A 22,430-nucleotide genomic window follows, 5' to 3' on the forward strand; every position below is an offset into this window, starting at 1 on the left:
CTGGGCAGTCCCTGCGGCCTGTACGCCCTGATCCTCCACGCTCGCTGTGCTGCTCCTTAGTCCTGGGGTGCTGGAAATATGGGGAACAGTCTAACGCTGTTCACCGCCTGAAGATTCCGGAGTCTCCGGGGCCAGCACCGCGTCCCAGTCCAGCACCTCGAGATCCTCATGCTCAGGCTCTTCGGCCTCGGGTTCGGGCAGCGGCGGGAAGGCCACCGGCTGCCCCTGACTGTTCAGCGGCGTGCCGGAGAAGGTGATCTGCTCGATTCCGGAGTCCTGGATCCGCTCCTGGCGCAGAGCCAGGACCTCCTCGGTGTGGCTCCTGATGTCAGCGTCCCCGCGGCGCATCCGAGCATAGAGCGGGGCCTGGACAAAGATGGTGGCGATAGTGCCCACGATGATGCCGGTAAACAGGGCCAGCGCGATATCCCGCAGGGTGCCTGCTCCCAGCAGCCAGGCGCCGATGAACAGGATGGAGCCCACCGGCAGGATGCCCACCACGGAGGTGTTCACCGAGCGGACCAGGGTCTGGTTGATCGCCAGGTTCACCCGCTCGGTGAATGTCTGGTCCTTCTGCTCCTGCAGCGGGGCGAGGTTCTCGCGGATCTTATCGAAGACCACCATGGTGTCGTAGAGCGCATAGGAGAGGATGGTCAGGAATCCGATGATGGCGCTGGGTGTGACCTCAAACCCGGTGGCGGAGTAGATGCCCTGGGTGACCACCACCACGAACCCCAGTCCGCCGATGGCCGCCACGGACATCTTCCAGGTGCGGAAGTAGAAGGCCATATAGAGAGTCACCAGCACCAGGAACACCACCAGGCCGATAACCATCTGCTGGGTGATGTGCTCGCCCCAGACCGGCCCGATGAAGGTGGAGGAGACCTGATCAGCGCCTACCCCGTAGCCCTCCTGCAGCGCCTGGCCGACTTCCAGGGTCTGCTCATCGTCGAGCTGCTCGGTCTGCACTCGGATAGTGCTCTCGGCGATATTGGTGACTGTGGCCTCCTGCCCGGAGACCTCGGCCACGGCATCCTCACCGATGCTGATATCGGTGTTCTCAGTCTGCGAGATGGTGAACTCGCTGCCGCCGGTGAACTCAATGCCGAAGTTGAACCCGCCGCGGAAGAACGGAATCGCGATGGAGGCCACCAGCAGCAGTGCCGCGATGATGAACCAGAGATTGGAGCGCTGCACAAAGGGATAGGAACGCTCCCCGGTGTAGAGCTGGTTGCCTGCTTTGGCGAATCCGGCGGCCATCAGCGCTGGTCTCCTTCGGTGCTCTCAGAAGAGGACGACGACGCCGGCTCGGCTTCCTTGCGCGCCGGCTCGGCTTCCCTACGGGCCAGCTCGACTTCCCTACGTGCTTTCCGCCGTTCGGCGATAGTCATCCTGGCCCATTCCTCCTCAGGGATATCGGGCAGTTCCGCCTTACGGTCCGCTGCCGCTGAACGGGGTTCCGCAGTGGGCACGTCGGTGGCTGGGGCGGCGTCATTCTCGGTGTCGACATTCTCGCCGGCGCCCACTGCTGCAGCGGCCTGGTCGGAGTAGACCACATTGCTTCGGGCGAAGCGGCCGGCGCCCTTGTAGAGCACATCGACACCGAGCTCCTGGGCGCTGAGCCCGGAGAACCGCTTACCGGAGGCGAAGAACTTCCGCCGGGCCAGCAGCTGCATCAGCGGGTGGGTGAAGAGGAATACTAGGATCACGTCGATCAGAGCGGTCAGTCCCAGGGTGAAGGCGAAACCCCGAACATTGCCCACGGCCACCATGTAGAGCACCACGGCGGCCAGCACGTTGACTGCCTTGGAGGCCAGAATGGTGCGCCGGGCCCTGGACCAGCCGGCCTCCACCGCCCCGGCCAGGGAACGGCCCTCACGCAGCTCGTCCTTGACGCGTTCAAAGTACACCACGAAGGAGTCGGCGGTCAGACCGATGGAGAGGATCAGACCTGCGATACCAGCCATTGAGAGCCGGTAGCCGTCGGACCAGCCGAGCAGGGAGAGTGCCCACCAGGTGATCAGCGCCACCACCACCAGTGAGGGGATGGTGACTGCCAGGGCCAATGAGCGGTACTGGTAGATCGCGTAGCCGGCAGTGAGCAGCAGGCCGATGATGCCGGCCAGCAGGCCCATCCGCAGCTGCTCGGCACCCAGGGTGGCCGAGATCTGCTGCTCAGACTCGATCTGGAAGGAGATCGGCAGTGAGCCGTAGCGCAGCTGTTCAGCGAGGTTCCGGGCCTCAGCATCGGTGTATTCGCCGGTGACCCGGGCATTGCCGTCGGTGATCGGACTGAGCATATTGGGCGCTACGATCACGTGGCCGTCCAGGACAATCGCGAACCGGTTCTGGGGGGTGCCCTGCGGGTAGCCGTAAAGCCGGGTCGAGGCCTCCCGGAACAGCTCGGTGCCGGTGGAGTCGAAGTGGATGACCGTCTCGTAGTACCCGGTGGCCATGCCCGTGGGTCCCTGCTCAGTGCCCCAGCTGGCATCGTTGATGTAGTCCCCGTCCACATCCACCGGCCCCAGGATGAAGATGTCCCCGGTGTCCGGGTTGCAGGTGACCAGGGGCAGATCGGGATCCTGGGCCTCCCTGTCCTCGATAGTGAGGTCGGGGCGGCATTCGTAGTCCAGGAACTCAGCGGCCAGCTCCTCGGTGAGATGATCCTCGATCTCAGCGAAGTCATCGGGGGCCATCTGGGAGCTCAGGGTCTCCAGCAGCTCGGCATGGGCCTCCTCCGGGCTCGCCGGGGCCTCCTCATCCTCGAGCTGCTCCTGCTCCGGGTCCTCGGAGAGCGCCTCGAGCTGCTCCTCCACCACTGCGCGCTGCTCATCATCGAGCTCAGGACTCTCCAGAAGAGCCTGCAGCTCGGCGCGCTGGGCCAGTACCGGATCCCTGCGGACCTCCAGCACGGAGCGGAACTCCATGGCCGCACTTGCCTGGATCAGCTCGCGGGTCTGCTCATCGGGCACCCCGGGCATGCCCACCACGACGTTCTCTGCGCCCTGTACGGCGATCTCTGCCTCGGCCACGCCGGTGCCGTCCACGCGCTGGCGGATGATCTCCACGGCCTGATTGAGTTGGTCGTCGTCGATCTCCTCCCCGGACTCCACCTGGGGCGAGAGCACCATCTGGGTGCCGCCCTCCAGGTCGAGGGCAAGCAGGGGCGCCCACTGGGCGTGGCCCTGCTGCACGCCGTAGGCCAGACCGCCGCCCATGCCCAGCAGCAGCAGGAAGAGAACCACAAGTGCGGCGCGGGCTTTCCGCACTGGTTTGGATGCAGCCATGGAGCCTTCGGCTATTTCGGTTCTGTGCCGTCGGCGGCAGTGGGGTCGGTGTCCGGCTCCTGGTGTCCGGGTGCTGGTTCGGTCACCTGGACCACGGCCTGCAGCAGGAAGTCTGCACGGTGCCCGTCGGAGAACTCGAGCGTGACTCGCTGCTTCTCCTCGTCGCGGCTGACCACACGGCCCACCACGCCGCCCCCGGCCACCACTTCGGCGCCGACCACGGCACCGGCATGGGCCTGCTGAGCACTTTCGCGCACCTTCTTGCTGCGCCGCCAGGTGGTGATGATGAACAGCAGCAGAATGCCGAACATCAGGATGAGGAAGATCGAGGAGCCGCCGTCCCCTTGCGCCTCGCCCTCTCCATTGCCGCCGTTCTCGGCGGGGGCTTCAGCCACCCAGGCGTACAGGTTCAGTTTCAGGGAGTCAATCACAACCGGCAATCCTAGCAGTGTTGGGCGACTCTACTCATCCCAGAGTGAAGCCTGCGAGTCCTGGGCCGGTGGGGTCAGGCCCAGGTGCTGCCAGGCGGCATCGGTGGCGACCCGTCCCCGCGGGGTGCGGGCCAGCAGACCCTCGCGCACCAGATAGGGCTCGGCCACGGTCTCCACCGTCTCGGTCTCCTCACCCACCAGGATGGCCAGGGTGGAGAGTCCCACCGGGCCCCCTTTGAACTTGGTGCACAGCGCCTCCAGCACCGCACGGTCCAGCCGGTCCAGGCCTCTGGCGTCCACCTCGTAAGTGTCCAGCGCCTGGGAGGCGGCAGTTCTGTCCACCTGGTCCACTCCGTGCACCAATGCCCAGTCACGGACTCGGCGCAGCAGCCGGTTGGCGATCCTGGGGGTTCCGCGGGAGCGGGAGGCGATCTCGGCGAAGCCCTCCTCGCTGACCCGCATATCCAGCATTCCCGCTGAGCGGCGCAGCACCTGGTGCAGCTCCTGGGTGCTGTAGAACTCCAGGTGTCCGGTGAAGCCGAAGCGGTCACGCAGCGGTCCGGGCAGCAGCCCGGCCCGTGTGGTGGCTCCGACCAGCGTGAAGGGCGGCAGCTCCAGGGGGATGGATGTGGCCCCGGCCCCCTTGCCCACAATGATGTCCACCCGGAAGTCCTCCATCGCCATGTAGAGCATCTCCTCGGCCGGCCGGGACATCCGGTGGATCTCATCGATAAACAGCACCTCACCATCGGTGAGTGAGGAGAGGATCGCCGCAAGATCCCCCGCGTGCTGGATAGCCGGTCCGGAGGTGATCCGCAGTGCCGCGTTCATCTCTGCGGCAATGATCATCGCCAGGGTGGTCTTGCCGAGCCCGGGCGGACCGGAGAGCAGCACATGGTCGGCCGCGGTGGAGCGCATCCGGGAGGACTGCAGGACCAGGGAGAGCTGGTTGCGTACGGTGGCCTGGCCCACGAAGTCCTCCAGGGCCTTGGGCCGCAGCGCGGCCTCCAGGGCCTTCTCCTCTGCGGCCGGGGCAGTGCCGACGATCTCCCGGGGGTCGGTGGTCACCGGCCGGCACCTGCCTTAGCGGCACCCAGGCCGCGCAGCACGGTGCGCAGCACCGTGGCGGTATCGGCCTGGCCCAGCTCAGGGTCGGCGGCCAGGGCCTCGTCCACAGCCTTGCCGGCGTCCTTCTCAGTCCAACCCAGGGAGGTGAGGGCGGCACGTACCTCAGCCGCGGTGATCTCGGCGCCGGTGGGCGTCGTCGTACTCTGCTCCCCCGCTGCCGGCTCCGGCTCGATGACCAGCTTGCCGGCCAGCTCCAGCAGAATCCGCTGCGCGGTCTTCTTGCCGATGCCGGGGACTTTGGTGAAGGCGGCGGTATCGGAGTCCCGGATGGCCAGGCGGACCTCATCCGGGGTGTGCACGCTGAGCACGGCCAGGGCCAGCCGCGGGCCCACCCCGGAGATGCTCAGCAGGGTGGTGAAGATCTCCCGCTCCCCGGTCTCAGAGAAGCCGAAGAGCAGCGGGGCGTCATCCTGGCGAGGGACGTAGCTGGTGTGCAGGAAGGCCGGCTGCCCGGTGCGCAGCGCGGACAGGGTCTGCTGGGTGGCCTGGACGGTCAGTCCGAAGCCGGAGACCTCGACCACAGCGTGGTCCAGTCCCAGGTGGAGCACCTCGCCGCGGATGCTGGAGATCATCGGTCACCTTCCGTATTAGTACACATTTTCGACCAGCGTACCGGATGGCGGGGTCAGCGGCGGGCGGCACGCCGTTCGGCATCCTGCCATGCCCGCTGGGCCGCGGTCATCCCGGTACTGCGCTGGGCGGCAGCCTTCTGTAGGGCGGTGCGCGCCCCCTGGTGGGTGGCGGTGGCTGCGGTCATATTGAACTTCGCCCCCACCCCGGAGCGCCAGCCGTGGCAGATCGCCACTGCATAGGCATCGGTGGCATCCACCGGTTTGGGCAGTCCGGGCAGATTGAGGATCCGGGCCACCATTCGGGCCACCGCATCCTTATCCGCCCGCCCGTCGTCGGTGACTGCGGCCTTGACCTCCGAGGGGGTGTGCCAGGCCACCGGGATTCCCCGGGCGGCTGCGGCGGCGATCACCACACCGGAGGCCTGGGCGGTGGCGATCGCAGTGGGCGCATTGGCGGAGGAGAACACCCGCTCGATGGCCAGCACATCCGGGGCGAACTCATCCAGCAGCTGTTCAGCGGCGCGCTGGATGGCCAGGATGCGCACGGCTAGGTCCTCATCGCTGCTGGTGCCCTTGACCTCCACGTGCAGGGACTCCCCGGAGCGGTTGGGCTGCATCTGGACCACGGCGAACCCGCAGCGGGTCAGCCCCGGGTCCACCCCCATGATCCGCTGAGCGATCCGGGAGGTCCCGGCAGTGGAGGCCACGCGCTGCACGGCGATGGGAGACTCCTAGCTCTCGGCGTCCAGCGCGGCCAGGGTCTCCGCGCTCAGGTCGGCGTTGGTGTGGATGTTCTGCACATCATCCAGATCATCCAGCGCATCGTGCAGGCGCAGGAACTTCTTTGCATCCTCCAGCTCCAGATCGATCTTCATATCGGAGACGAATGCCACTTCATCGGAGTCGTAGCTGATCCCGGCCTCCTCCAGCCCCTTGGTGACCTCCTGCAGGTCGGAGGGCTCGGACTGGACCTCGAAGTTGCTCTCCTGCTCCAGGACCTCCTCCACCCCGGCCTCCAGGACTGCGGCGAGCACCTCGTCCTCGCTCACACCCTCAGCCTTGGGTACGGTCACCACGCCTTTGCGCTGGAACATATAGGCCACTGAGCCGGGATCGGCCACGGTGCCCCCGGAGCGGGTGACGGCAGTACGCACCTCTGCAGCAGCTCGGTTGCGGTTGTCAGTCAGGCACTCCACCAGCAGGGCGGATCCGGCGGGCCCGCGCACCTCATAGGTGATCTCCTCATACTCCACGGTGTCACCGGTGAGCCCGCCACCGCGCTTGATCGCCCGGTCGATATTGTCATTGGGCACCGATTCCTTCTTGGCCTTCTGCACGGCCAGGGCCAGCGCCGGGTTGCCGTCAATGTCCGGGCCGCCGTTGCGGGCAGCCACCTCGATCTGCTTGATGTAGCGGGCGTTGATCTTGGCGCGCTTGGCGTCCACCGCGGCCTTGCGGTGCTTGGTATTGGCCCATTTTGAGTGACCGGCCATGCTTCTCCTCAGGGTCTGTCGGTGCCACAGGTGCGGCGATTTGGTTGCATCAGGCAACAGTTGGGTAGTCTGACTCCAGGTTACTCGCTCGAAAGGACTTCCTGTGGCAGATTCGCCCGTTGTGGACACCCCCTGGACCCGCACCCTCGACTATGACTACCCGGATATGACCACAGTGGACGACGACGCCGCCTGGGCACCGGCGCGGCAGGCGGCCCTGGCAGCCCAACGGGAGCGGGTGGCGGAGATCGCCGGGAACCCGGAGCCGGCCACGGTGGAGAATATGCTGCATGCCTACGCCCTCTCCGGGGCTGAGCTGGACCGGCTGACCCGCGCATTCGGGGTGGCGGCGGCGGCCGACGGCACCGAGGCCCGCCAGCAGGTGCGCGCCGAGGCCGCACCCCAGATCGCTGCCCATACTGACTGGATCACCCTGCATCCGGGGCTCTTCTCGCGGTTCCGGCAGCTGCAGGAACGGATCGGGGCCGGGGAGGTCACCGCCACGCCGGAGCAGCAGTGGTTCCTGGAGCAGCTGATTCTCAAAGCCAGGGTGGCCGGGGCCGGGCTGGACGGCTCGGGCCAAGCTGAGCTGAAGGAGCTCAATCAGCAGCTGGCGGGTTTGGAGACCGCCTATTCCCAGCTGCAGGTGCGTGAGGCCACCGAGGCTGCCGTGCTGGTGAAATCTGCGCAGGAGTTGGCGGGGCTCAGCGAGTCCCGGATCGCCTCTGCCCGGGCCGCCGCTGAGGCTGCCGGGCACGCCTCGGGCTATCTGCTGACCCTGACCATGCCGGTGCAGCAGGGGCTGTTGGGCTCACTGGAGAACCGGCAGACACGCCGGGCGCTGCACACCGCCTCGGTGACCCGCGGCAGTTTGGCTGATGACCTGGGCCGCACCACCCGTCAGATCGGGGCGCAGATCGCTGTGCTGCGGGCTAAGAAGGCTCAGCTGCTGGGCTATGAGAACTTTCTGGAATCGGTGCTGCCGCTGCGCACGGCGCCGAGCCGGCGGGCGGTGGAATCCATGCTGGGCAAACTGGCCGCCGGTGCTGCTGAACGTGCCGCCACAGAAGCGGAGCGGATCGCTGAGCACCTCGGATTCACCCCCGAGCCCTGGGATCTCAGCTATGGGATCGAGCAGGTTCGCAAGAGGCTCCCGGCCGGCTCCGGGGCCGGGGAGATCACTGTGGCGGAGGGACTGCGGCGAATCTTCGACGCCGCCCATCGCGCCTATGGCATCACTGTGGTGGAGCGGGAGGATCTGCCCGGCTATGTGCCCGGGGCCCGCAGCTTTGAGGTCTTCGACGGCCCAGCCGGTGAGCCGGGAACCGGCCTGGGACTGTTCCTGCTGGATCTCTACACCCGGCCCACCAAATCCGGCGGGGCCTGGATGAACGGGTTCTCAGTGCCCTCCACCCTGGCCGGGACCAAGGCGGTGGTAACAAATAACCTCAATGTGGCGGCACCGGCGCCGGGACAGGAGCCGGTGCTGACCCAGGGCGAGCAGAAGACCCTGTTCCATGAGTTCGGCCATGCCCTGCATGCCCTGCTGGCCCAGGCGGAGTTCCCGCAGCTCTCGGGCACCGCGGTGCCTCGGGACAATGTGGAGTTCCCCTCGCAGGTCAACGAGGTGTTCCAGGAGCTCTACCGCAATCCCACTCCCCCGGGTGCGGTGCCCTCGGAGAACGCGCTCTGGGGCAAGGGCTGCTCCACTGCCGAACATGTGGCGGCTGTGGTGATTGATCTGGCCTGGCACACCCTGTCCCCGGAGCAGGCTGAGGCCGCTGCACAGGATCCGGCGGGCTTTGAGGCTCAGGTGCTCGCCGACTGGGGCCTGGACCTGCCCCTGGTCCCTCCGCGGTACCACGGCGGCTTCTTTAAGCACATCTTCGCCTCTGCGGGCTATGCCGCCGGGTACTACTCCTACCTGTGGGCGGAGGTGCTGGCGGCCCATTCCAGCGAGTGGTTCCGTGTGGTGCTCGATGATGAGGCCGCCCTGGCCTCCCGGGGCGCGCACTTCCGCACCGAGCTGCTGGCCCGCGGCAATACCCGCGATCCCCTGGACTCCTTCCGCGCCGCCCTGGGCACCGACCCCGACCCTCAGCACCTGATGCGGAGCCTCGGGCTTCAGAATTAGAACATTTGTTCTGAAGATCTCCTTCCTGAAACTCTTGATCCAGCTCATACTAGAATTTATAATCGATATATGGACAGGGAACCAGATCGGGAGGGCACGGAACGCCATGATGCCGCCGGCGATTCTCCCGCCTCTGCCGGAATCCCTGAGCGTCCCCCTCAGCCTCTGCTGAGCTCAGATGTGCTGCCCGGCTGGCAGATGGAGCGCGATCTGCGCATCGCTCGAGCCGCTCAGCTGGCATGGATGGTTGAGCTGCGCAGAGAGTATGTGCGTGAAGCGGACCAACATAGCCGGGAGATTCTGGACTCGGCCATCAGGCGCGAAGCCTCGCAGACTCGGATCGACATCATTAAAGGGACCGCACTGCACCGAGCCCAGGAGGCCGGCCGTGCTGCGGAGATGCACATCGCTCAGGCCGTCGGCCGCTCAGAATACGTAGTGGCCAGCGAGATCAATGCTGCCGAGCGAGTGCAGTCCAAAATGCCCCGGGTATGGCGAGCATTCACCACGGGCCGGATCTGCGATCTGAGACTCCGCAGAATCGCTGCCACGCTGGAGAAGCTGAGAACAGCAGAGGCGGTGGAGAAACTGGATGAGCAGGCCGCCGAGTACGCCGAGACCCATCGGTTGGGTCAGGTAAAGGACTGGCTGAAGGGCTTCGAGCACACCGCAGAGCCGGCCCATGCCGCTGAACGCTTCGCCGCTGCGGCCCGGCAGCGGCGTGTGACGGTGACCGAGGTTGAGGACGGGATGAGCCTGCTCTCCGCCCTGCTGCCGAGTCTGACCGCTCATGCGCTGAAGCGCCGCCTGGATGCCGCGGCACGCTCCGCCACGGAGCACATTCCACACAACCCGCTGATCGCGGAGCACACTCTGGAACTCCAGCACCGGGATTCAGACTCTCAGTTGGCGCGGCTCGCCGCGGGATCAGCAGTGGTGCCCGAGGAGTTCTCCTCCCCAGGGGTCAGTGCCGGGTTCAGCATCGGCTCTGAGAGCCAGGTGGGCCGTCTGCGGGTACCGACTCTGCATATCATCGACGGCTCGTCGGCCGACCCAGCCTCCGCCGAAGAGCCTGACCCTTCAGCCTCACAGCCGCAGACTTTTCAGGAACTGCCCGCCACCCGTGAGGACGGCGACCCGCGGTCCATGGACCAGCGGGCTGCGGACGCATTCTGCGCCTGGCTGCTCAACACCCAGACTCCCGATGAGCTGAGCACCGCCGCTCAGATCGGGATTCTGGTGGAGGAGGCAACCCTGACCGGAGTCTCCGACCAGCCGGGATTCACCCGGGACGGCAAGATTCCCGTACCGGCCCGGAACCTGAGGGACTGGCTCAGGGCACAGACCGAACAGCTCAGCTGGTACCAGCTCCTTCACCCGCCGCCTGAGGACAGGCCATCCGGTGAGAACCTGCTCGCTGTCCACGCCGAGGGCCGCTATCCGCCGGAGCGCCTGCGCGTCGCGCTCTGGTTCCGAGACCGCACCTGTTCAGCTCCAGGGTGCAGTGTGCCTGCTGAGCACTGCGACATCGACCACATCATCCCCTGGCCGGAGGGTGAGACCAATGCCGAGAACCTGGAATTGCTCTGCCGCAGGCACCACCGCCTGAAGTCCTGGGGCTATGACGTCCATCTGCCCTCATTCACCGCCGACCTGGCGTTCGCCGCCTGAGTCAGCTGCCCGCCCCGGCTTGGCGTACCACTGTGGTGATGCGCTGGATGACGGTGATGAGCGAGGCCGCGGCAAGCAGGGCCAGCACCACCAGCAGCACCACCTCCGGCAGGCCCAGGCCCACGAACCCGGTGAACACCAGGGCCAGCACCATCCGCTCCGGCCGCTCGGCGATTCCGGTGTTGGCGTCATAGCCCTCGGATTCGGCCCGGGCACGGATATAAGAGACCAGCAGGCCCAGGATCATGCAGACTGCGGCAGCCACTCCGATCCAGTAGTTCTCTCCGGAGCCGAAGAACCAGAGCATCAGGCCCAGGAACACAGCGCTGTCCTGCACCCGGTCCGAGACTGAGTCAAGAAACCCGCCCAGTACGCTGGACTTCTCGCCCAACCGTGCCATCAGCCCGTCGATGAGATCGCTGAACACGAACAGGGTGATCAACAGCGTGCCCCAGAACAGCTCCCCCAGCGGATAGAAGATCAGCGCACCCAGACTTACTCCGGCAGTGCCGATCACTGTCACAGCGTTCGGAGTCAGTCCGATCCGCAGCAGAAACCTGGCGATCGGGGTGAAGGCGGTAGAGAAGAAGGCGCGCAGGTGCTTAAGCATCGCCCCAGGCCTCCGCCACCAACCGCCGAATCTCGCCCAGGGTCACCGACAAGGACTTGGTCTGGGCGATGATCGGCAGAAAGTTGGTGTCCCCGCTCCAGCGCGGGATCACATGCTGATGCAGATGTGCGGCAATACCGGCCCCGCCCACCTTGCCCTGGTTGATACCCAGATTGAACCCGGCAGGGTCGGCCCCGCCGCGCAGCGCACGCATGGCCTTCTGGGTCAGGGCGATGAACTCCGCCGACTCCTGCTCGGTGAGATCAGTCAGGTCGGGGACATGCCGATAGGGGCAGACCAGCAGATGCCCCGGGTTGTACGGGTAAAGGTTCAGCAGCACATAGCAGTGCCGGCCCCGGGCCACGATCAGCGACTCCTCATCGCTGCGCCCAGGCGCTGCGCAGAACGGGCAGTTGTGCTCGCCGGTGACCTGGTCCTGACCCTTGGACTGATAGGCCTCACGGTGCGGGGTCCACAGCCGCTGAAAGGCATCAGGCACCCCGGGAAGCTCAAAGCTGTCGGTCTCCCAGGGCTGCTGCGTCATTGGTTCTGGTGACTTTCGATCGCTGCCAGGATCCGCTCCACGGCCTGATCCACCGGCACTTGGTTGTCCTGGCTCCCGTCACGGAACCGGAAACTGACCGCCCCGGCCTCGGCGTCGTCCCCTCCTGCGATGAGCACAAACGGAATCTTGTCTTTGCTCGCGGTGCGGATCTTCTTGGGGAACCGCTCAGTGCTGTCGTCCAGCTCCGCACGTACTCCTCGGGACCGCAGCTTCGCGATGACCTCGCCTAGGTAGTCATTGAAGGGCTCGGCCACCGGGATCCCGCGCACCTGGACCGGGGCCAGCCAGGCTGGGAACGCCCCGGCGTAATGCTCCAGCAGAATCGCGAAGAACCGCTCGATGGAGCCGAAGAGCGCCCGGTGGATCATAATGGGCCGCTGGCGGGAACCATCGGCTGCGGTGTACTCCAGGCCGAACCGCTCGGGGAGATTGGGATCTACCTGCACGGTGGAGAGCTGCCATTTGCGGCCGATGGCGTCAGTGACCTTGAGATCGATCTTGGGCCCGTAGAACGCTGCTTCTCCGGGGATCTCGGTGAGCTTGAGCCCGGAGCGCAGCGCCACATTGCGCAGGGCCTGGGTGGCGGAGTCCCAGTATTCGTCAGAGCCCACCCATTTGGACTTTTCCTCATCGCGCATGGAGAGCTCCAGCTCAAACTCCTCCAGCCCGAAGTCGCGCAGCAGGGAGACCACGAACTCCACCACCTTGGCAGCCTCGTCCTCCAGCTGGTCCGGACGGACGAACAGGTGGGAGTCATCCTGGGTGAACCCGCGCACCCGGGTCAGCCCGTGCAGGGCCCCAGAACGCTCATTGCGGTAGACCGTGCCGTTCTCTGCCAGGCGCAGCGGCAGGTCCCGGTAACTGCGTCCACGCTCCTTGTAGATGAGGATATGCATGGGGCAGTTCATCGGCTTCAGGTAATAGTCCTGGCCCTGTTTGGTGATGTTCCCGGACTCGTCGCGCTCCTCATCCATGGAGATGGCCGGCCACATATCGTCCTTGTAGTTGGCCAGATGCCCGGAGGTCTCGAACAGGTCTGCCTTGGAGATATGCGGGGTATAGACGTAGGTGTAGCCGGACTCCAGGTGCCGGGCCCGGGCATGCTGCTCCATGATCCCGCGCACCAGGCCACCTTTGGGGTGCCAGACGGAGAGTCCTGAGCCGATCTCCTCAGGGAAGCTGAACAGGTCCAGCTCCCGGCCCAGTTTGCGGTGGTCACGGCGCTCGGCCTCAGCCAGGCGCTCCTTATAGGCCTTGAGGTCATCCTTGGTGGGCCAAGCGGTGCCGTAGATGCGCTGCAGCTGCGGGTTGGTCTCCTTGCCGCGCCAGTAGGCGCCGGCGGCGCGCATCACTGCGAAGGCATTGGCGATCAGCTTGGTATGCGGCAGATGCGGCCCGCGGCACAGATCGGCCCAGACCCGCTCTCCATTGCGGTCCACATTGTGGTAGATGGTGATCTCTGCCCCGCCCACCTCCACAGACGCCCCCTCGGCGTCGCCGGAGCCGGCCAGAAGTTCCAGTTTGTACGGCTCATCGGCCATCTGGCGCTTGGCCTCATCCAGGTCCACGACTTCCCGCTCAAAGGTCTGGGCCTGGTTGATGATCTTCTGCATGGTCTTTTCGATCTTCTTCAGATCCTCCGGTGTAAAGGGATTCTCCACATCGAAGTCAAAGTAGAAACCGTCGGTGATATAGGGCCCGATGCCCAGTTTGGAGCCGGGGAAGAGCTGCTGTACGGCCTGGGCCATCACATGCGCAGTGGAGTGCCGCAGCACATTGAGCCCGTCCTGCTCGGTGATGTCCACCGGGGCCACGTCAGCATCTTCGGGCAGTTCCCGGCTGAGATCCCAGAGCTCCCCGTTGACCCGCATCACCACTGTGGTTGCGGAGTCCCGGAACAGGGTGGTGCCTGTAGTGCCCGCCTCAACTGTGGTGGGTGCGCCGTTGAGGGTGATGCTGATCTGCTCGGACACGAGTCTCGGAATCTCCTGGATCGGTGGAAAAAGCTGACCCGCTGAGTCTACTGGAGAGCGCCGTGGCGCGCCGCTACCGGCCCTGGCAGCCCGGGCACCAGTAGAGCCGCCTGCCCTTCAGCTCGCGCATCCGGATGGTTTCCCCGCAGCGCAGGCAGGGGGTGCCCTGGTGCTGGTAGACCCAGTGCCGGCGCAGCTTCCGGTCGGCGCCGCGGGCGCCTAGGTGCGGGTCCTCGGGCCGCAGGGTGCGGATGATCCCCTCCGCCACCCCGGTGCGCAGCTGCTCGGTCAGGGTCTGCCACAGCGATGCGGTCTGGGCCGGCTCAAGCTCCTGGGCGGGTGCGTCTGGGTCAAGCTGCTCCAGGAACAGTGATTCGGCGCGGTAGATGTTCCCCACTCCGGCAATCACCGCTTGGTCCATCAGCGCTGCGGCGATGCTGTCCCGGCGGCGGGCCAGGTGTTGGCGGAACTGGGCCAGCAGCTGCTCATTGATCAGCCCTGCGGGCTGGTGCAGCGGGTCCGGGCCCAGGCGCGCAATCACTGCCTGATACTGCATCGGGTTCAGCACCTGGCATCTGGCAGGTCCGCGCAGATCCGCCCAGCCGTGGGGCACATGGATCCTGGCCCGCACTGAACCGGTGGGCGGGGCAGGGATGATCCAGCCGGCGTCGTCGTACTGGGGTGTGAACCTCTCCCCTGAGGTGCGCGGGGCCCCCAATGAGGCAGCCCCGGCAAACGTCTCATCCCCGCGGAAGCTGAAGGCCCCGTAGAGCCCCAGGTGGACCTGCCAGATATCAGCGCCAAGGTGCACGAAGAGCTGTTTGCCCCAGGCCTCGGCACGCTCCGGGACCCGGTCGGTGAGCCGGGCAGCGCCTGCGCTGAACCGGCCCTGCGGGGAGCTCACCCGCCACTGCCGGCCGGTGAACAGCCGGTTGATCTGCTCGGCGAGCCGGTGGAGAGTGTGGCCCTCAGGCATTCAGTCCTGGATCTCGCCGGTGTTCTCGTAGTGGCTGATCTTGCCGATCCGCCGGGCGTGGCGCTCCTCGCCGGACCATTCGGCACTCAGGAATGCCTCAACGATCTCGGTGGCCTCCTCAAGGCTGTGCTGACGCCCGCCCAGACCCACCACATTGGCGTTGTTGTGCTCCCGGGCCAGTTGCGCAGTCTCCAGGTTCCAGGCCAGGGCTGCGCGGATGCCTTTGACCTTATTGGCTGCAATCTGCTCGCCATTGCCGGATCCGCCCAGCACAATGCCCAGGGACTCGGTGCCAGCGGCCCAGTCTGCGGCCACCGCCTCAGCTGCCCGCAGGCAGAATCCGGGGTAGTCGTCCTGCGCGTCATAGACCTCAGGCCCATGGTCGGTGACCTCATAGCCCTGGGCCCGCAGGTGGGAGACCAGGTGGGCGGAGAGCTCCATACCGGCGTGGTCGGTGGCGATGTGGACGCGCATGGCAACCTTCTCTCGGAATCTTCGGGAACAAGCAGCATCCATCCTATGCTGAAGCCGATATGACAGATCACGACGACGCCCCCGCAGCTGGACAGCCCAAACTTCCGGAGTTCTCCCGCCGGCTGGGTGCTCCGATCGCCACCGTGCGCCCTGCCGGTAAGCCGCCCTCCCAGGTGAGCGGCCGTCCCGGCGCTGCCGACGGCCCGGCGGTGCCGCATCAGCCTGGTCCGCCGCGCCCAGCTGACCTGGGGTTCATGCCGGGACCGGACGGCCGGCCGGTGCCGCAGGAGGCGGATCCGGAGGCGGTGGACCCGAACAGCTTCTACGCCCAGGTGGGCGGTCGTGAGACCTTCCAGACGATTGTCGATGTGTTCTACGAGCAGGTGGCTGCCGATGAGCAGTTCCGTGCCATGTACCCGGAGCAGGACCTGGAGCCGGCCAAACGCCGGCTGCTGATGTTCCTGGAGCAGTACTGGGGCGGCCCGCGGCGTTACCAGGCTGAGCGCGGACACCCGCGGCTGCGGATGCGGCATCTGCCCTTCCAGGTCGACGCCGCCGCCCGGGACACCTGGCTGCGCTATATGCGCAAGGCTGTGCAGGCCGCGGAGCTCTCTCCAATGCACGAGGCTGAGCTCTGGGACTATCTGGAGCGTGCCGCGCACTCCATGGTCAACAGCTGATCCGGGTAGGATGTACTGCTGGGCCTCTCGAGGCCCATGCCCCAGTAGCTCAGGGGATAGAGCAGCGGCCTTCTAATCCGCCGGTCGGGGGTTCGAATCCCTCCTGGGGCACATGACAGGTGAGCCATCTCTTCGTATCGTGATGCTCAGCCTGCACACCTCTCCCCTGGCCCAGGCCGGCACCGGCGACGCCGGCGGACTCAACGTCTACGTCAACGCCCTCTCCCACGCCCTGGCCGGGCGCAGCACCGCCACGGTGGACATCATCACCACCGACCTGGACGGCCAGTACGAGAACCCGGACTCAGCCTCGGCGTCGCAGGGCGACTACATCCGCACCCTGCACCCCGGGCTGCGGATCCATGTCCTGCGAGTCTGGCAGAGTTGTCAGCAGGACAAGTCCCGACTCATCGAATGCCTGGACGACCTCGCCGACCGGGCCGCCGCCAGTCTGCGCCGGGCCGATGCGGCACCGGTGAATCTGGTGCACTCGCACTACTGGATCTCCGGGCTGGCCGGGCTGAAGCTCTCCCAGGAACTCTCCACTCCCCTGGTGCACACTATGCACACCATCGGGGCGGTCAAACTGGAGCGGGACCCTTCCGCAGTGGAGGACCCGCGGCGGCATCCGGCTGAGGAGCGGATCACCGCGGCAGCCTCGGCACTGACTGCAAATACCCGGCGGGAGGCCGCGGACCTGCAGCGACACTTCAGCGTCCCGGAGGAACGGATCGCCATGGTCCAGCCCGGCACAGACCTGGACACCTTCTACCCCCCTGCGGAGCAGGACCCGCGGCATAGACCGCCCGGTAGGCGTCCCTTCCGGCTGACCTTCGCCGGGCGCCTGCAGCCGCATAAGGGCCCCCAAGTGGCCGTGGCCGCCGTGGGCGCGCTGCGCCGGCTGCGCCCCGAGCTGCCGGTGGAGCTGACTGTGGCCGGCCGGCAGTCCGGACCAGATGCGGTGGATATCTCTCGCCTTGCCGAGCAGGAGCAGATTGCGGACGTCGTCGTACTCAGAAAACCACTACCGCATCCGGAGCTGGCCGAGCTGTTCCGCAGCTCGGATGTGGTGCTGGTGCCCTCCTACAGTGAGTCCTTTGGACTAGTGGCCCTAGAGGCCAAGGCCTGCGGCACCCCGGTGCTGGCGCATTATGTCGGCGGGCTGGCAGAGCTGGTGGACCACGGCAGCACGGGGCTGCTGATCAACTCTCTGGACCCCGATGACTGGGCCGATGCGCTGCTGCGGCTGGCCGGAGACTGGGAGCGGTGGAAGGCCCACAGCGCCGCTGCAGCAGAGCTGGCCCAGCGCTACTCCTGGCGCTCCACGGCCGCCCAGGCCATGGTGGCCTACCGGCGGGCTCAGTCCATGTAGCGGGAACGCCAGGCGCTGCGGTACTTCTGGTTCAGCTCCCGCTGGTTCCGCCCGGCGGAGATGGCCCGTTTCTGTACCGTTTCCTGCAGCAGCGGCTTGAACCCCTGGGGAGGCCGGACCATGCCCTCCTGGGCGGTGGTGGCCACCAGCTCCCCCGCCTGGGTGTAGATGGCTCCCTGGCTCAGCCCGCGGGAGTTCTGCGCGGAGGGGGAATCCTTGACGTAGAGCAGCCACTCATCGGCCCGGGCGTGCCGGTGCCACCACATGGCGTGGTCCAGGGAGGCTACCTTCAGGCCCGGTTTGGCCCAGTACAGCCCGTGCTGGCGCAGCACCGGCTCCAGCAGCGTGTAGTCGGAGGCGTAGAGCAGGGCCGCCCGGTGGATATTGGGGTCATCGGGCAGCGTGGTGCGGGCCTTGAGCCATACAGCGGAGGTGGGGCGCCGATCGCGGTCGGCCTCCAGGTAGATGGGCCGGTCGATGTGCCGAATCTCGAAGGGCCTGCCGCGGCCCCACTCCTGAACCACCGGGTGTTTGACATGGCCCACCAGCTCCTCCGGGGCGGGCAGCTCCTGCGGGCTGGGGATGCCCTGGGGCATGGGTGCATAGTGCTCCGGGCCGCCGGCGGGCTTTTGAAAGCTGGTGATCATCGAGAGGATCGGCTTGCCGTCCTGAATGGCATGAGACCGGCGCGCAGAGAAGGAGCCCCCGTCACGCAGCCGCTCCACCCTGACCTCAATCGGCTTGGCAGAGTCCCCGGGCCGCAGGAAGTAGCCGTGCACCGAGTGCACCACCCGCTCCGGATCCACGGTGCGCATCGCGGCGGTGACCGCCTGGGCCAGCACCTGGCCGCCGAAGACCCGCCAGAACGCCTGCTCGAACACTGGAGCCAGGAACCGGTCCTCTCCGCCGTCATCGGGCAGGGCCTCCAGGTCCAGCATCCCCACCAGCTGGTTGACCGCCTCCTCCGGGGTCGGGACTCGGTACTCGCGTTCGGCCACGTCCAGCTCCTTCAGTCTCGGGCGGTGCATGAAACAATGACTATCCTATGACCCAGCATCTGCACTTCGCCGAAGCCGCCGCCCTGCAGGACCTGAGCACCTACATCAAGCGGGGGCGCCGCATCAATGAGCACGGCATCCGCCTCCAGGCGGTGGGTACTGTGCTGGCTGCCTGGCTGCCGGTGATGACCCCCTCCACGCTGACCTCACGCATCCCGGCAGTGCTGGGTCTGCGCACTATGGCCCTGGCCGAGCCCTCCACCGCCGATGTCACCGTGGAGCTGGCTTCGATCAGCGAACGGCTGGCCCGGATGAATCCGGTGGATGTGCAGCTCTCCCTGCCGCCCAGCCGGCTCAATGTGCCCTGGGCCGCGGTGACTCCGCCGCGCGCCGGCTGGCAGCCGGTGGGGACTGTGCCGGATGCTCAGCTGCGGGCCGCTGCCGAGGCTGGGATCGCAGAGGTGGCCGAGGCGGTGCCGGAGACTGCCGGGGCCCATGTGGTGGAACAGGTCCGTGAGACGGTGTGGAGCCGGCCCCTGGTGCACGGGATTCCCGCCGGTGCTGCCTTCGGCGCTCTCTCCCTGGGCTTCATCAGGGATCACGACGACGCCGCCACAGCTGTCCACACCAACGGCAAGTGGCTGCGCCTGACCTCAGCAGGCGGATTCATCCTCACCCGGGTGGTTTGAGTTTTCCCCAGGCCCGCCCGTGTGCTGCCGGGCACGCTGCGGCCTCCACAGAGAGCCGGCCGGCTGCGCGGCCAGTGCTGGCACCAGCGCAGACTCTGAAGCATGAGTCGGAGGCGCCTGCTCACGGCCCGCCCCCGCCTCACTGAGTCAGCAGGCCGTGAAGCAAGGAGGTCTCAGCGATGTCTGAGTCCATCACCGTCCGCGGCCATGCCGGCAATAAGCCCGAGATCCGGATGACCAACTCAGGGACCGAGGTTGCTACCTTCCGGGTGGCCTCCACCCCGCGTTGGCGCAACAGCACCACCGGGGAATGGGCCTCCGGGGAGACCAACTGGTACTCGGTGGCAGCATTCGGGGCCTTCGCCAATAATGTGGCCGAGTCCATCAGCAAGGGCGATCCCGTAGTAGTAGTCGGCCGGCCCAAGATTCGTTCCTGGGAGGGCAAAGAGGGCAGCACCGGCACCGAAGTGGAGATCAACGCCCAGACAGTGGGCCATGACCTCAAATACGGCCGCAGCAGCTTTGCCAAGGTCAACCGGGAAGGCCCGTCCGCCGAGCCGGCCCAGCACGAGGGCGAACCGGTAGACGCAGACACCGGCGAGATCAGCCCGCCGGTTCAGGACCAGTCAGCTGCCCCACCCTGGAGCAAGGAGCCGGCACTTGCCCAGCAGGGCGCATAGACCCGCGGTCAGCCGCGGGTCAGGCGGCGGTGGGTGACTCGGCTCGGGCGGGCTGCGTCGGGGCCGAGTCGCTCCACCTTGTTCTTCTGGTATGACTCGAAGTTACCCTCGAACCAGTACCAGTTGGCGGGGTTGTCCTCGGTGCCCTCCCAAGCGAGCACATGGGTGGCCACCCGGTCCAGGAACCAGCGGTCGTGTGAGATGACCACGGCACAGCCGGGGAACTCCAGCAGCGCGTTCTCCAGGGAGCCGAGGGTTTCCACATCGAGGTCGTTAGTGGGCTCATCGAGCAGCAGCAGGTTGCCGCCCTGTTTCAGGGTCAGGGCCAGGTTGAGCCGGTTGCGCTCACCGCCGGAGAGGACTCCGGCCTTCTTCTGCTGGTCCGGGCCCTTGAACCCGAAGGCCGAGACATAGGCACGGGAGGACATCTCCACAGCACCGACATGGATGAAGTCCAACCCGTCTGAGACGACTTCCCAGAGGCTCTTCTCGGGATCGATATTGGAGCGGTTCTGGTCCACATAGGAGATCTTCACGGATTCGCCGATGGTCAGGTCTCCGCCGTCGAGCTCCTCCATCCCCACGATGGTCTTGAACAGGGTGGATTTGCCCACACCGTTGGGGCCGATCACACCTACGATGCCGTTGCGCGGCAGGGAGAAGGAGAGCCCGTCGATGAGTGTGCGCTCGCCGAAGCTCTTCTGCAGGTTCTCCGCCTCGATCACCTGGGTTCCCAGGCGCGGGCCCGGCGGAATCTGGATCTCCTCCAGGTCCAGCTTCTTGGTGCGCTCGGCTTCGGCGGCCATCTCCTCGTAACGGGCCAGACGCGCCTTGGACTTGGTCTGGCGGCCCTTGGCATTCGAGCGCACCCACTCCAGCTCCTCGGAGAGCCGCTTGGCCATCTTGGCGTCCTTCTTGCCCTGGATCTCCAGCCGGGAGCGCTTCTTCTCCAGGTAGGTGGAGTAGTTGCCCTCATAGGGGTAGAGCCGGCCGCGGTCCACCTCACAGATCCATTCGGCCACATGGTCCAGGAAGTACCGGTCGTGGGTCACGGCGAGCACCGCACCCTCATAGGACGCCAGGTGCTGCTCGAGCCAGAGCACCGACTCGGCGTCGAGGTGGTTGGTGGGCTCGTCCAGCAGCAGCAGGTCCGGCTTGGAGAGCAGAAGTTTGCACAGCGCCACTCGGCGGCGCTCACCGCCGGAGAGGTGAGTGACCGGCTCATCGCCGGGCGGGCACCGCAGGGCGTCCATGGCTTGCTCCAGCTGAGAGTCCAGATCCCAGGCATTGGCCGCGTCGATGGCTTCTTGGAGTTTGCCCATCTCCTCCATAAGCGCCTCGAAGTCGGCGTCAGGGCTGGCCATCTCATCGCTGATCTCGTTGTACCGGACCAGCTTGGAGTAGATCTCCCCCACACCTTCCTGGACGTTGCCCAGCACAGTCTTCTCCTCGTTCAGCGGCGGCTCCTGTTGGAGGATTCCTACCGAATAGCCCGGCGAGAGCCGCGCCTCACCGTTGGAGGGCTCATCCATCCCGGCCATGATCTTCAGGATGGTGGACTTTCCGGCGCCGTTGGGGCCCACCACGCCAATCTTGGCCCCGGGGAAGAAGGACATGCTCACGTCATCGAGGATGACCTTGTCGCCCACTTTTTTGCGGGCTTGGTGCATTTGGTAAATAAACTCAGCCATGATCCCCTAGCCTAGCGCAGCTTCATCGCCACTCTTTGGTGTCCGGGCATCACGTAGAGGAACGGCGTCCACGGCCGCAGGCCCACCAGCAGCACGGTCAGGCCCAGGCTGGTGATGGTCATCAGCAGCACCCGGGGCCCATCGGCAATATCAAGGTGATTGAACAGATGATCGCGCAGCAGGATGATAATCGGGAAGTGAGCCACATAGACCACAATCGAGCTGCGCCCGCACCATTCCACGCACCGGACCAGCCTCCCGCGGGGCAGCCGGGGGGCCAGCCAGAGGATCACCGCGATACCGAGCACGGAGATTCCCGCAGCAGCCGGGGTACCCACGCGCAGACTGCGGTCGTCTGCCCCCATATTGGCCAGGAGTGCTGTGAGCAGCAGCAGTGGCACCACCACCGCCCAGTGGACCTTGACCCAGCGGCTCACCATATGGGTGGCCCAGGCTCCCAGGAAGAAGAAGGCCCCGTACCAGAAGGTGGAGCCGATGAGCCCGCCGTGCACGGCCCCGGTGCTGACATAGGTGCCGATCATGGCCAGGAACAGCGCCAGGTACCCCCAGCTGTGGCCTACCGGGAACCGGCTGGCCAGCGGTTTGAAAGCCATCGCTGCGGCATAGCAGAGCAGCAGACTCATCAGGAACCACAGATAGTCTCCGGTGGCCAGGTAGTCCACCAGGTCATCGGGCACTCCGATCCCGCTGCGGATGAAGAACCCGTAGAGGAACAGCCAGAGCACCAGCGGCCAGGCGATGGCGGCGACCTTGCCCCATACGTAGATCGGCAGCGGCTTGGCCAGCGAACGGTGCAGCAGCATCCCGGACATGAACATCAGCAGCGGCATCCGGAACGGGGTCAGGTGCCGGTTCACATCGGTCCACCAATCCACGCTGGCTCCGGCGATATGCCCGGTGTTGGCGTGCAGAACCACCACCAGCAGCACTGCCAGGCCACGCAGGAAGTCCATCCACTGCATCCGGGGGGCTTGAGATTTCACGG

21 protein-coding genes and 1 tRNA gene are annotated in these 22,430 nt (G+C 66.3%); 7 read left to right on the top strand and 15 right to left on the bottom strand.

Annotation, left to right across the window (positions count from 1 at the left end; translation table 11 throughout):
• Positions 1-90: 90 nt before the first annotated feature.
• From secF to GNZ21_RS14445, 7 genes are read right to left on the bottom strand one after another with little or no spacing between them, the layout of a single operon-like run.
• Positions 91-1,260: a protein translocase subunit SecF gene (gene secF, locus GNZ21_RS14415; RefSeq protein ID WP_157325542.1), complete on the bottom strand. Its 1,170-nt coding sequence runs from the start codon at positions 1,258-1,260 to the stop codon at positions 91-93.
• Positions 1,260-3,287, bottom strand: coding sequence for a protein translocase subunit SecD (gene secD / locus GNZ21_RS14420; RefSeq protein WP_157325544.1), 2,028 nt, complete (start codon positions 3,285-3,287; stop codon positions 1,260-1,262). The genes secF and secD overlap by 1 nt, the downstream gene beginning before the upstream one ends.
• Before the next feature lie 11 nt (positions 3,288-3,298).
• Positions 3,299-3,718 (bottom strand): preprotein translocase subunit YajC, encoded by a 420-nt coding sequence (locus tag GNZ21_RS14425; protein ID WP_157325546.1) that lies wholly within the window; start codon positions 3,716-3,718, stop codon positions 3,299-3,301.
• 30 nt (positions 3,719-3,748) lie between these two features.
• Positions 3,749-4,765, bottom strand: coding sequence for a Holliday junction branch migration DNA helicase RuvB (ruvB, locus tag GNZ21_RS14430; RefSeq protein WP_188503462.1), 1,017 nt, complete (start codon positions 4,763-4,765; stop codon positions 3,749-3,751).
• A 17-nt stretch (positions 4,766-4,782) separates the two neighbouring features.
• The gene (ruvA, locus tag GNZ21_RS14435; RefSeq protein WP_157325548.1) at positions 4,783-5,418 is read right to left on the bottom strand and encodes a Holliday junction branch migration protein RuvA; all 636 of its coding nucleotides are present in this window, start codon (positions 5,416-5,418) and stop codon (positions 4,783-4,785) included.
• Between the two features lie 53 nt (positions 5,419-5,471).
• Complete coding sequence (ruvC, locus tag GNZ21_RS14440; protein WP_308805445.1) at positions 5,472-6,134, bottom strand: crossover junction endodeoxyribonuclease RuvC; 663 nt, start codon at positions 6,132-6,134, stop codon at positions 5,472-5,474.
• Between the two features lie 15 nt (positions 6,135-6,149).
• On the bottom strand, positions 6,150-6,911 hold the full coding sequence (locus tag GNZ21_RS14445) for a YebC/PmpR family DNA-binding transcriptional regulator (protein ID WP_157325550.1): 762 nt from the start codon (positions 6,909-6,911) through the stop codon (positions 6,150-6,152).
• Positions 6,912-7,014: 103 nt separating this feature from the next.
• Here GNZ21_RS14445 and GNZ21_RS14450 point away from each other — a divergent pair, with 103 nt between their 5' ends.
• Both GNZ21_RS14450 and GNZ21_RS14455 read left to right on the top strand, forming a co-directional pair.
• Positions 7,015-9,045 carry a M3 family metallopeptidase gene (locus GNZ21_RS14450; protein ID WP_157325552.1) on the top strand — a complete coding sequence of 677 codons (2,031 nt, stop codon included), beginning with the start codon at positions 7,015-7,017 and terminating at the stop codon, positions 9,043-9,045.
• Positions 9,046-9,114: 69 nt separating this feature from the next.
• Positions 9,115-10,716, top strand: a complete 1,602-nt coding sequence (locus GNZ21_RS14455; RefSeq protein WP_157325554.1) for an HNH endonuclease signature motif containing protein — start codon at positions 9,115-9,117, stop codon at positions 10,714-10,716.
• A 1-nt stretch (position 10,717) separates the two neighbouring features.
• On the opposite strand, the gene pgsA is transcribed toward GNZ21_RS14455, so the two are convergent.
• From pgsA to GNZ21_RS14480, 5 genes are all read right to left on the bottom strand, one after another.
• The gene (gene pgsA, locus GNZ21_RS14460) at positions 10,718-11,326 is read right to left on the bottom strand and encodes a phosphatidylinositol phosphate synthase (protein ID WP_157325556.1); all 609 of its coding nucleotides are present in this window, start codon (positions 11,324-11,326) and stop codon (positions 10,718-10,720) included.
• Complete coding sequence (locus GNZ21_RS14465; protein WP_157325558.1) at positions 11,319-11,870, bottom strand: HIT family protein; 552 nt, start codon at positions 11,868-11,870, stop codon at positions 11,319-11,321. Before GNZ21_RS14465 ends, pgsA begins: the two co-directional genes overlap by 8 nt.
• The gene (thrS, locus tag GNZ21_RS14470; protein ID WP_188503444.1) at positions 11,867-13,864 is read right to left on the bottom strand and encodes a threonine--tRNA ligase; all 1,998 of its coding nucleotides are present in this window, start codon (positions 13,862-13,864) and stop codon (positions 11,867-11,869) included. Before thrS ends, GNZ21_RS14465 begins: the two co-directional genes overlap by 4 nt.
• A 73-nt stretch (positions 13,865-13,937) precedes the next feature.
• Positions 13,938-14,840 (bottom strand): Fpg/Nei family DNA glycosylase, encoded by a 903-nt coding sequence (locus tag GNZ21_RS14475; protein WP_157325560.1) that lies wholly within the window; start codon positions 14,838-14,840, stop codon positions 13,938-13,940.
• Positions 14,841-15,314: a ribose-5-phosphate isomerase gene (locus GNZ21_RS14480; RefSeq protein ID WP_157325562.1), complete on the bottom strand. Its 474-nt coding sequence runs from the start codon at positions 15,312-15,314 to the stop codon at positions 14,841-14,843. It lies immediately after the preceding gene.
• A 254-nt stretch (positions 15,315-15,568) separates the two neighbouring features.
• Between GNZ21_RS14480 and GNZ21_RS14485 the strand changes: the two genes are divergently transcribed.
• The 3 genes from GNZ21_RS14485 to GNZ21_RS14495 all read left to right on the top strand — a co-directional run bounded on the left by GNZ21_RS14485 (position 15,569) and on the right by GNZ21_RS14495 (position 17,366).
• Entirely contained in the window at positions 15,569-15,994 is a 426-nt protein-coding gene (locus GNZ21_RS14485) for a globin (protein WP_188503461.1), read from the top strand.
• A gap of 38 nt (positions 15,995-16,032) precedes the next feature.
• A tRNA-Arg gene (locus tag GNZ21_RS14490) sits at positions 16,033-16,105 on the top strand.
• A gap of 1 nt (position 16,106) precedes the next feature.
• Positions 16,107-17,366 (top strand): glycosyltransferase, encoded by a 1,260-nt coding sequence (locus tag GNZ21_RS14495; RefSeq protein ID WP_157325566.1) that lies wholly within the window; start codon positions 16,107-16,109, stop codon positions 17,364-17,366.
• On the opposite strand, the gene GNZ21_RS14500 is transcribed toward GNZ21_RS14495, so the two are convergent.
• Positions 17,354-18,394, bottom strand: coding sequence for an acyl-CoA thioesterase (locus tag GNZ21_RS14500; protein ID WP_157325568.1), 1,041 nt, complete (start codon positions 18,392-18,394; stop codon positions 17,354-17,356). The two genes, GNZ21_RS14495 and GNZ21_RS14500, sit on opposite strands and share 13 nt — an antisense overlap.
• A gap of 17 nt (positions 18,395-18,411) precedes the next feature.
• On the opposite strand from GNZ21_RS14500, the gene GNZ21_RS14505 reads away from it, so the two are divergent.
• Entirely contained in the window at positions 18,412-19,053 is a 642-nt protein-coding gene (locus GNZ21_RS14505; RefSeq protein ID WP_157325570.1) for a hypothetical protein, read from the top strand.
• Between the two features lie 179 nt (positions 19,054-19,232).
• A complete protein-coding gene (locus tag GNZ21_RS14510; RefSeq protein WP_157325572.1) occupies positions 19,233-19,733 on the top strand; it encodes a single-stranded DNA-binding protein in 501 nt (166 codons plus the stop codon).
• 8 nt (positions 19,734-19,741) lie between these two features.
• Here the strand turns inward: GNZ21_RS14510 and ettA are convergent, their stop codons facing one another.
• Both ettA and GNZ21_RS14520 read right to left on the bottom strand, forming a co-directional pair.
• Positions 19,742-21,424, bottom strand: a complete 1,683-nt coding sequence (gene ettA / locus GNZ21_RS14515; protein ID WP_157325574.1) for an energy-dependent translational throttle protein EttA — start codon at positions 21,422-21,424, stop codon at positions 19,742-19,744.
• Between the two features lie 11 nt (positions 21,425-21,435).
• Entirely contained in the window at positions 21,436-22,428 is a 993-nt protein-coding gene (locus GNZ21_RS14520; protein WP_157325576.1) for an acyltransferase family protein, read from the bottom strand.
• Positions 22,429-22,430: the final 2 nt, after the last annotated feature.

The sequence above is a fragment of the Nesterenkonia alkaliphila genome (assembly GCF_009758175.1).
Classification (GTDB): Bacteria; Actinomycetota; Actinomycetes; order Actinomycetales; family Micrococcaceae; genus Nesterenkonia; species Nesterenkonia alkaliphila.

Bases quoted from the DNA above. Each gene is read 5' to 3' on its own strand.
- secF (WP_157325542.1), bottom strand. From the start codon at position 1,260: ATGGCCGCCGGATTCGCCAAAGCAGGCAACCAGCTCTACACCGGGGAG.
- secD (WP_157325544.1), bottom strand. From the start codon at position 3,287: ATGGCTGCATCCAAACCAGTGCGGAAAGCCCGCGCCGCACTTGTGGTT.
- ruvA (WP_157325548.1), bottom strand. From the start codon at position 5,418: ATGATCTCCAGCATCCGCGGCGAGGTGCTCCACCTGGGACTGGACCAC.
- GNZ21_RS14445 (WP_157325550.1), bottom strand. From the start codon at position 6,911: ATGGCCGGTCACTCAAAATGGGCCAATACCAAGCACCGCAAGGCCGCG.
- GNZ21_RS14455 (WP_157325554.1), top strand. From the start codon at position 9,115: ATGGACAGGGAACCAGATCGGGAGGGCACGGAACGCCATGATGCCGCC.
- pgsA (WP_157325556.1), bottom strand. From the start codon at position 11,326: ATGCTTAAGCACCTGCGCGCCTTCTTCTCTACCGCCTTCACCCCGATC.
- GNZ21_RS14465 (WP_157325558.1), bottom strand. From the start codon at position 11,870: ATGACGCAGCAGCCCTGGGAGACCGACAGCTTTGAGCTTCCCGGGGTG.
- GNZ21_RS14475 (WP_157325560.1), bottom strand. From the start codon at position 14,840: ATGCCTGAGGGCCACACTCTCCACCGGCTCGCCGAGCAGATCAACCGG.
- GNZ21_RS14480 (WP_157325562.1), bottom strand. From the start codon at position 15,314: ATGCGCGTCCACATCGCCACCGACCACGCCGGTATGGAGCTCTCCGCC.
- GNZ21_RS14485 (WP_188503461.1), top strand. From the start codon at position 15,569: ATGCCGGGACCGGACGGCCGGCCGGTGCCGCAGGAGGCGGATCCGGAG.
- GNZ21_RS14495 (WP_157325566.1), top strand. From the start codon at position 16,107: ATGACAGGTGAGCCATCTCTTCGTATCGTGATGCTCAGCCTGCACACC.
- GNZ21_RS14500 (WP_157325568.1), bottom strand. From the start codon at position 18,394: ATGCACCGCCCGAGACTGAAGGAGCTGGACGTGGCCGAACGCGAGTAC.
- GNZ21_RS14505 (WP_157325570.1), top strand. From the start codon at position 18,412: ATGACCCAGCATCTGCACTTCGCCGAAGCCGCCGCCCTGCAGGACCTG.
- GNZ21_RS14510 (WP_157325572.1), top strand. From the start codon at position 19,233: ATGTCTGAGTCCATCACCGTCCGCGGCCATGCCGGCAATAAGCCCGAG.
- ettA (WP_157325574.1), bottom strand. From the start codon at position 21,424: ATGGCTGAGTTTATTTACCAAATGCACCAAGCCCGCAAAAAAGTGGGC.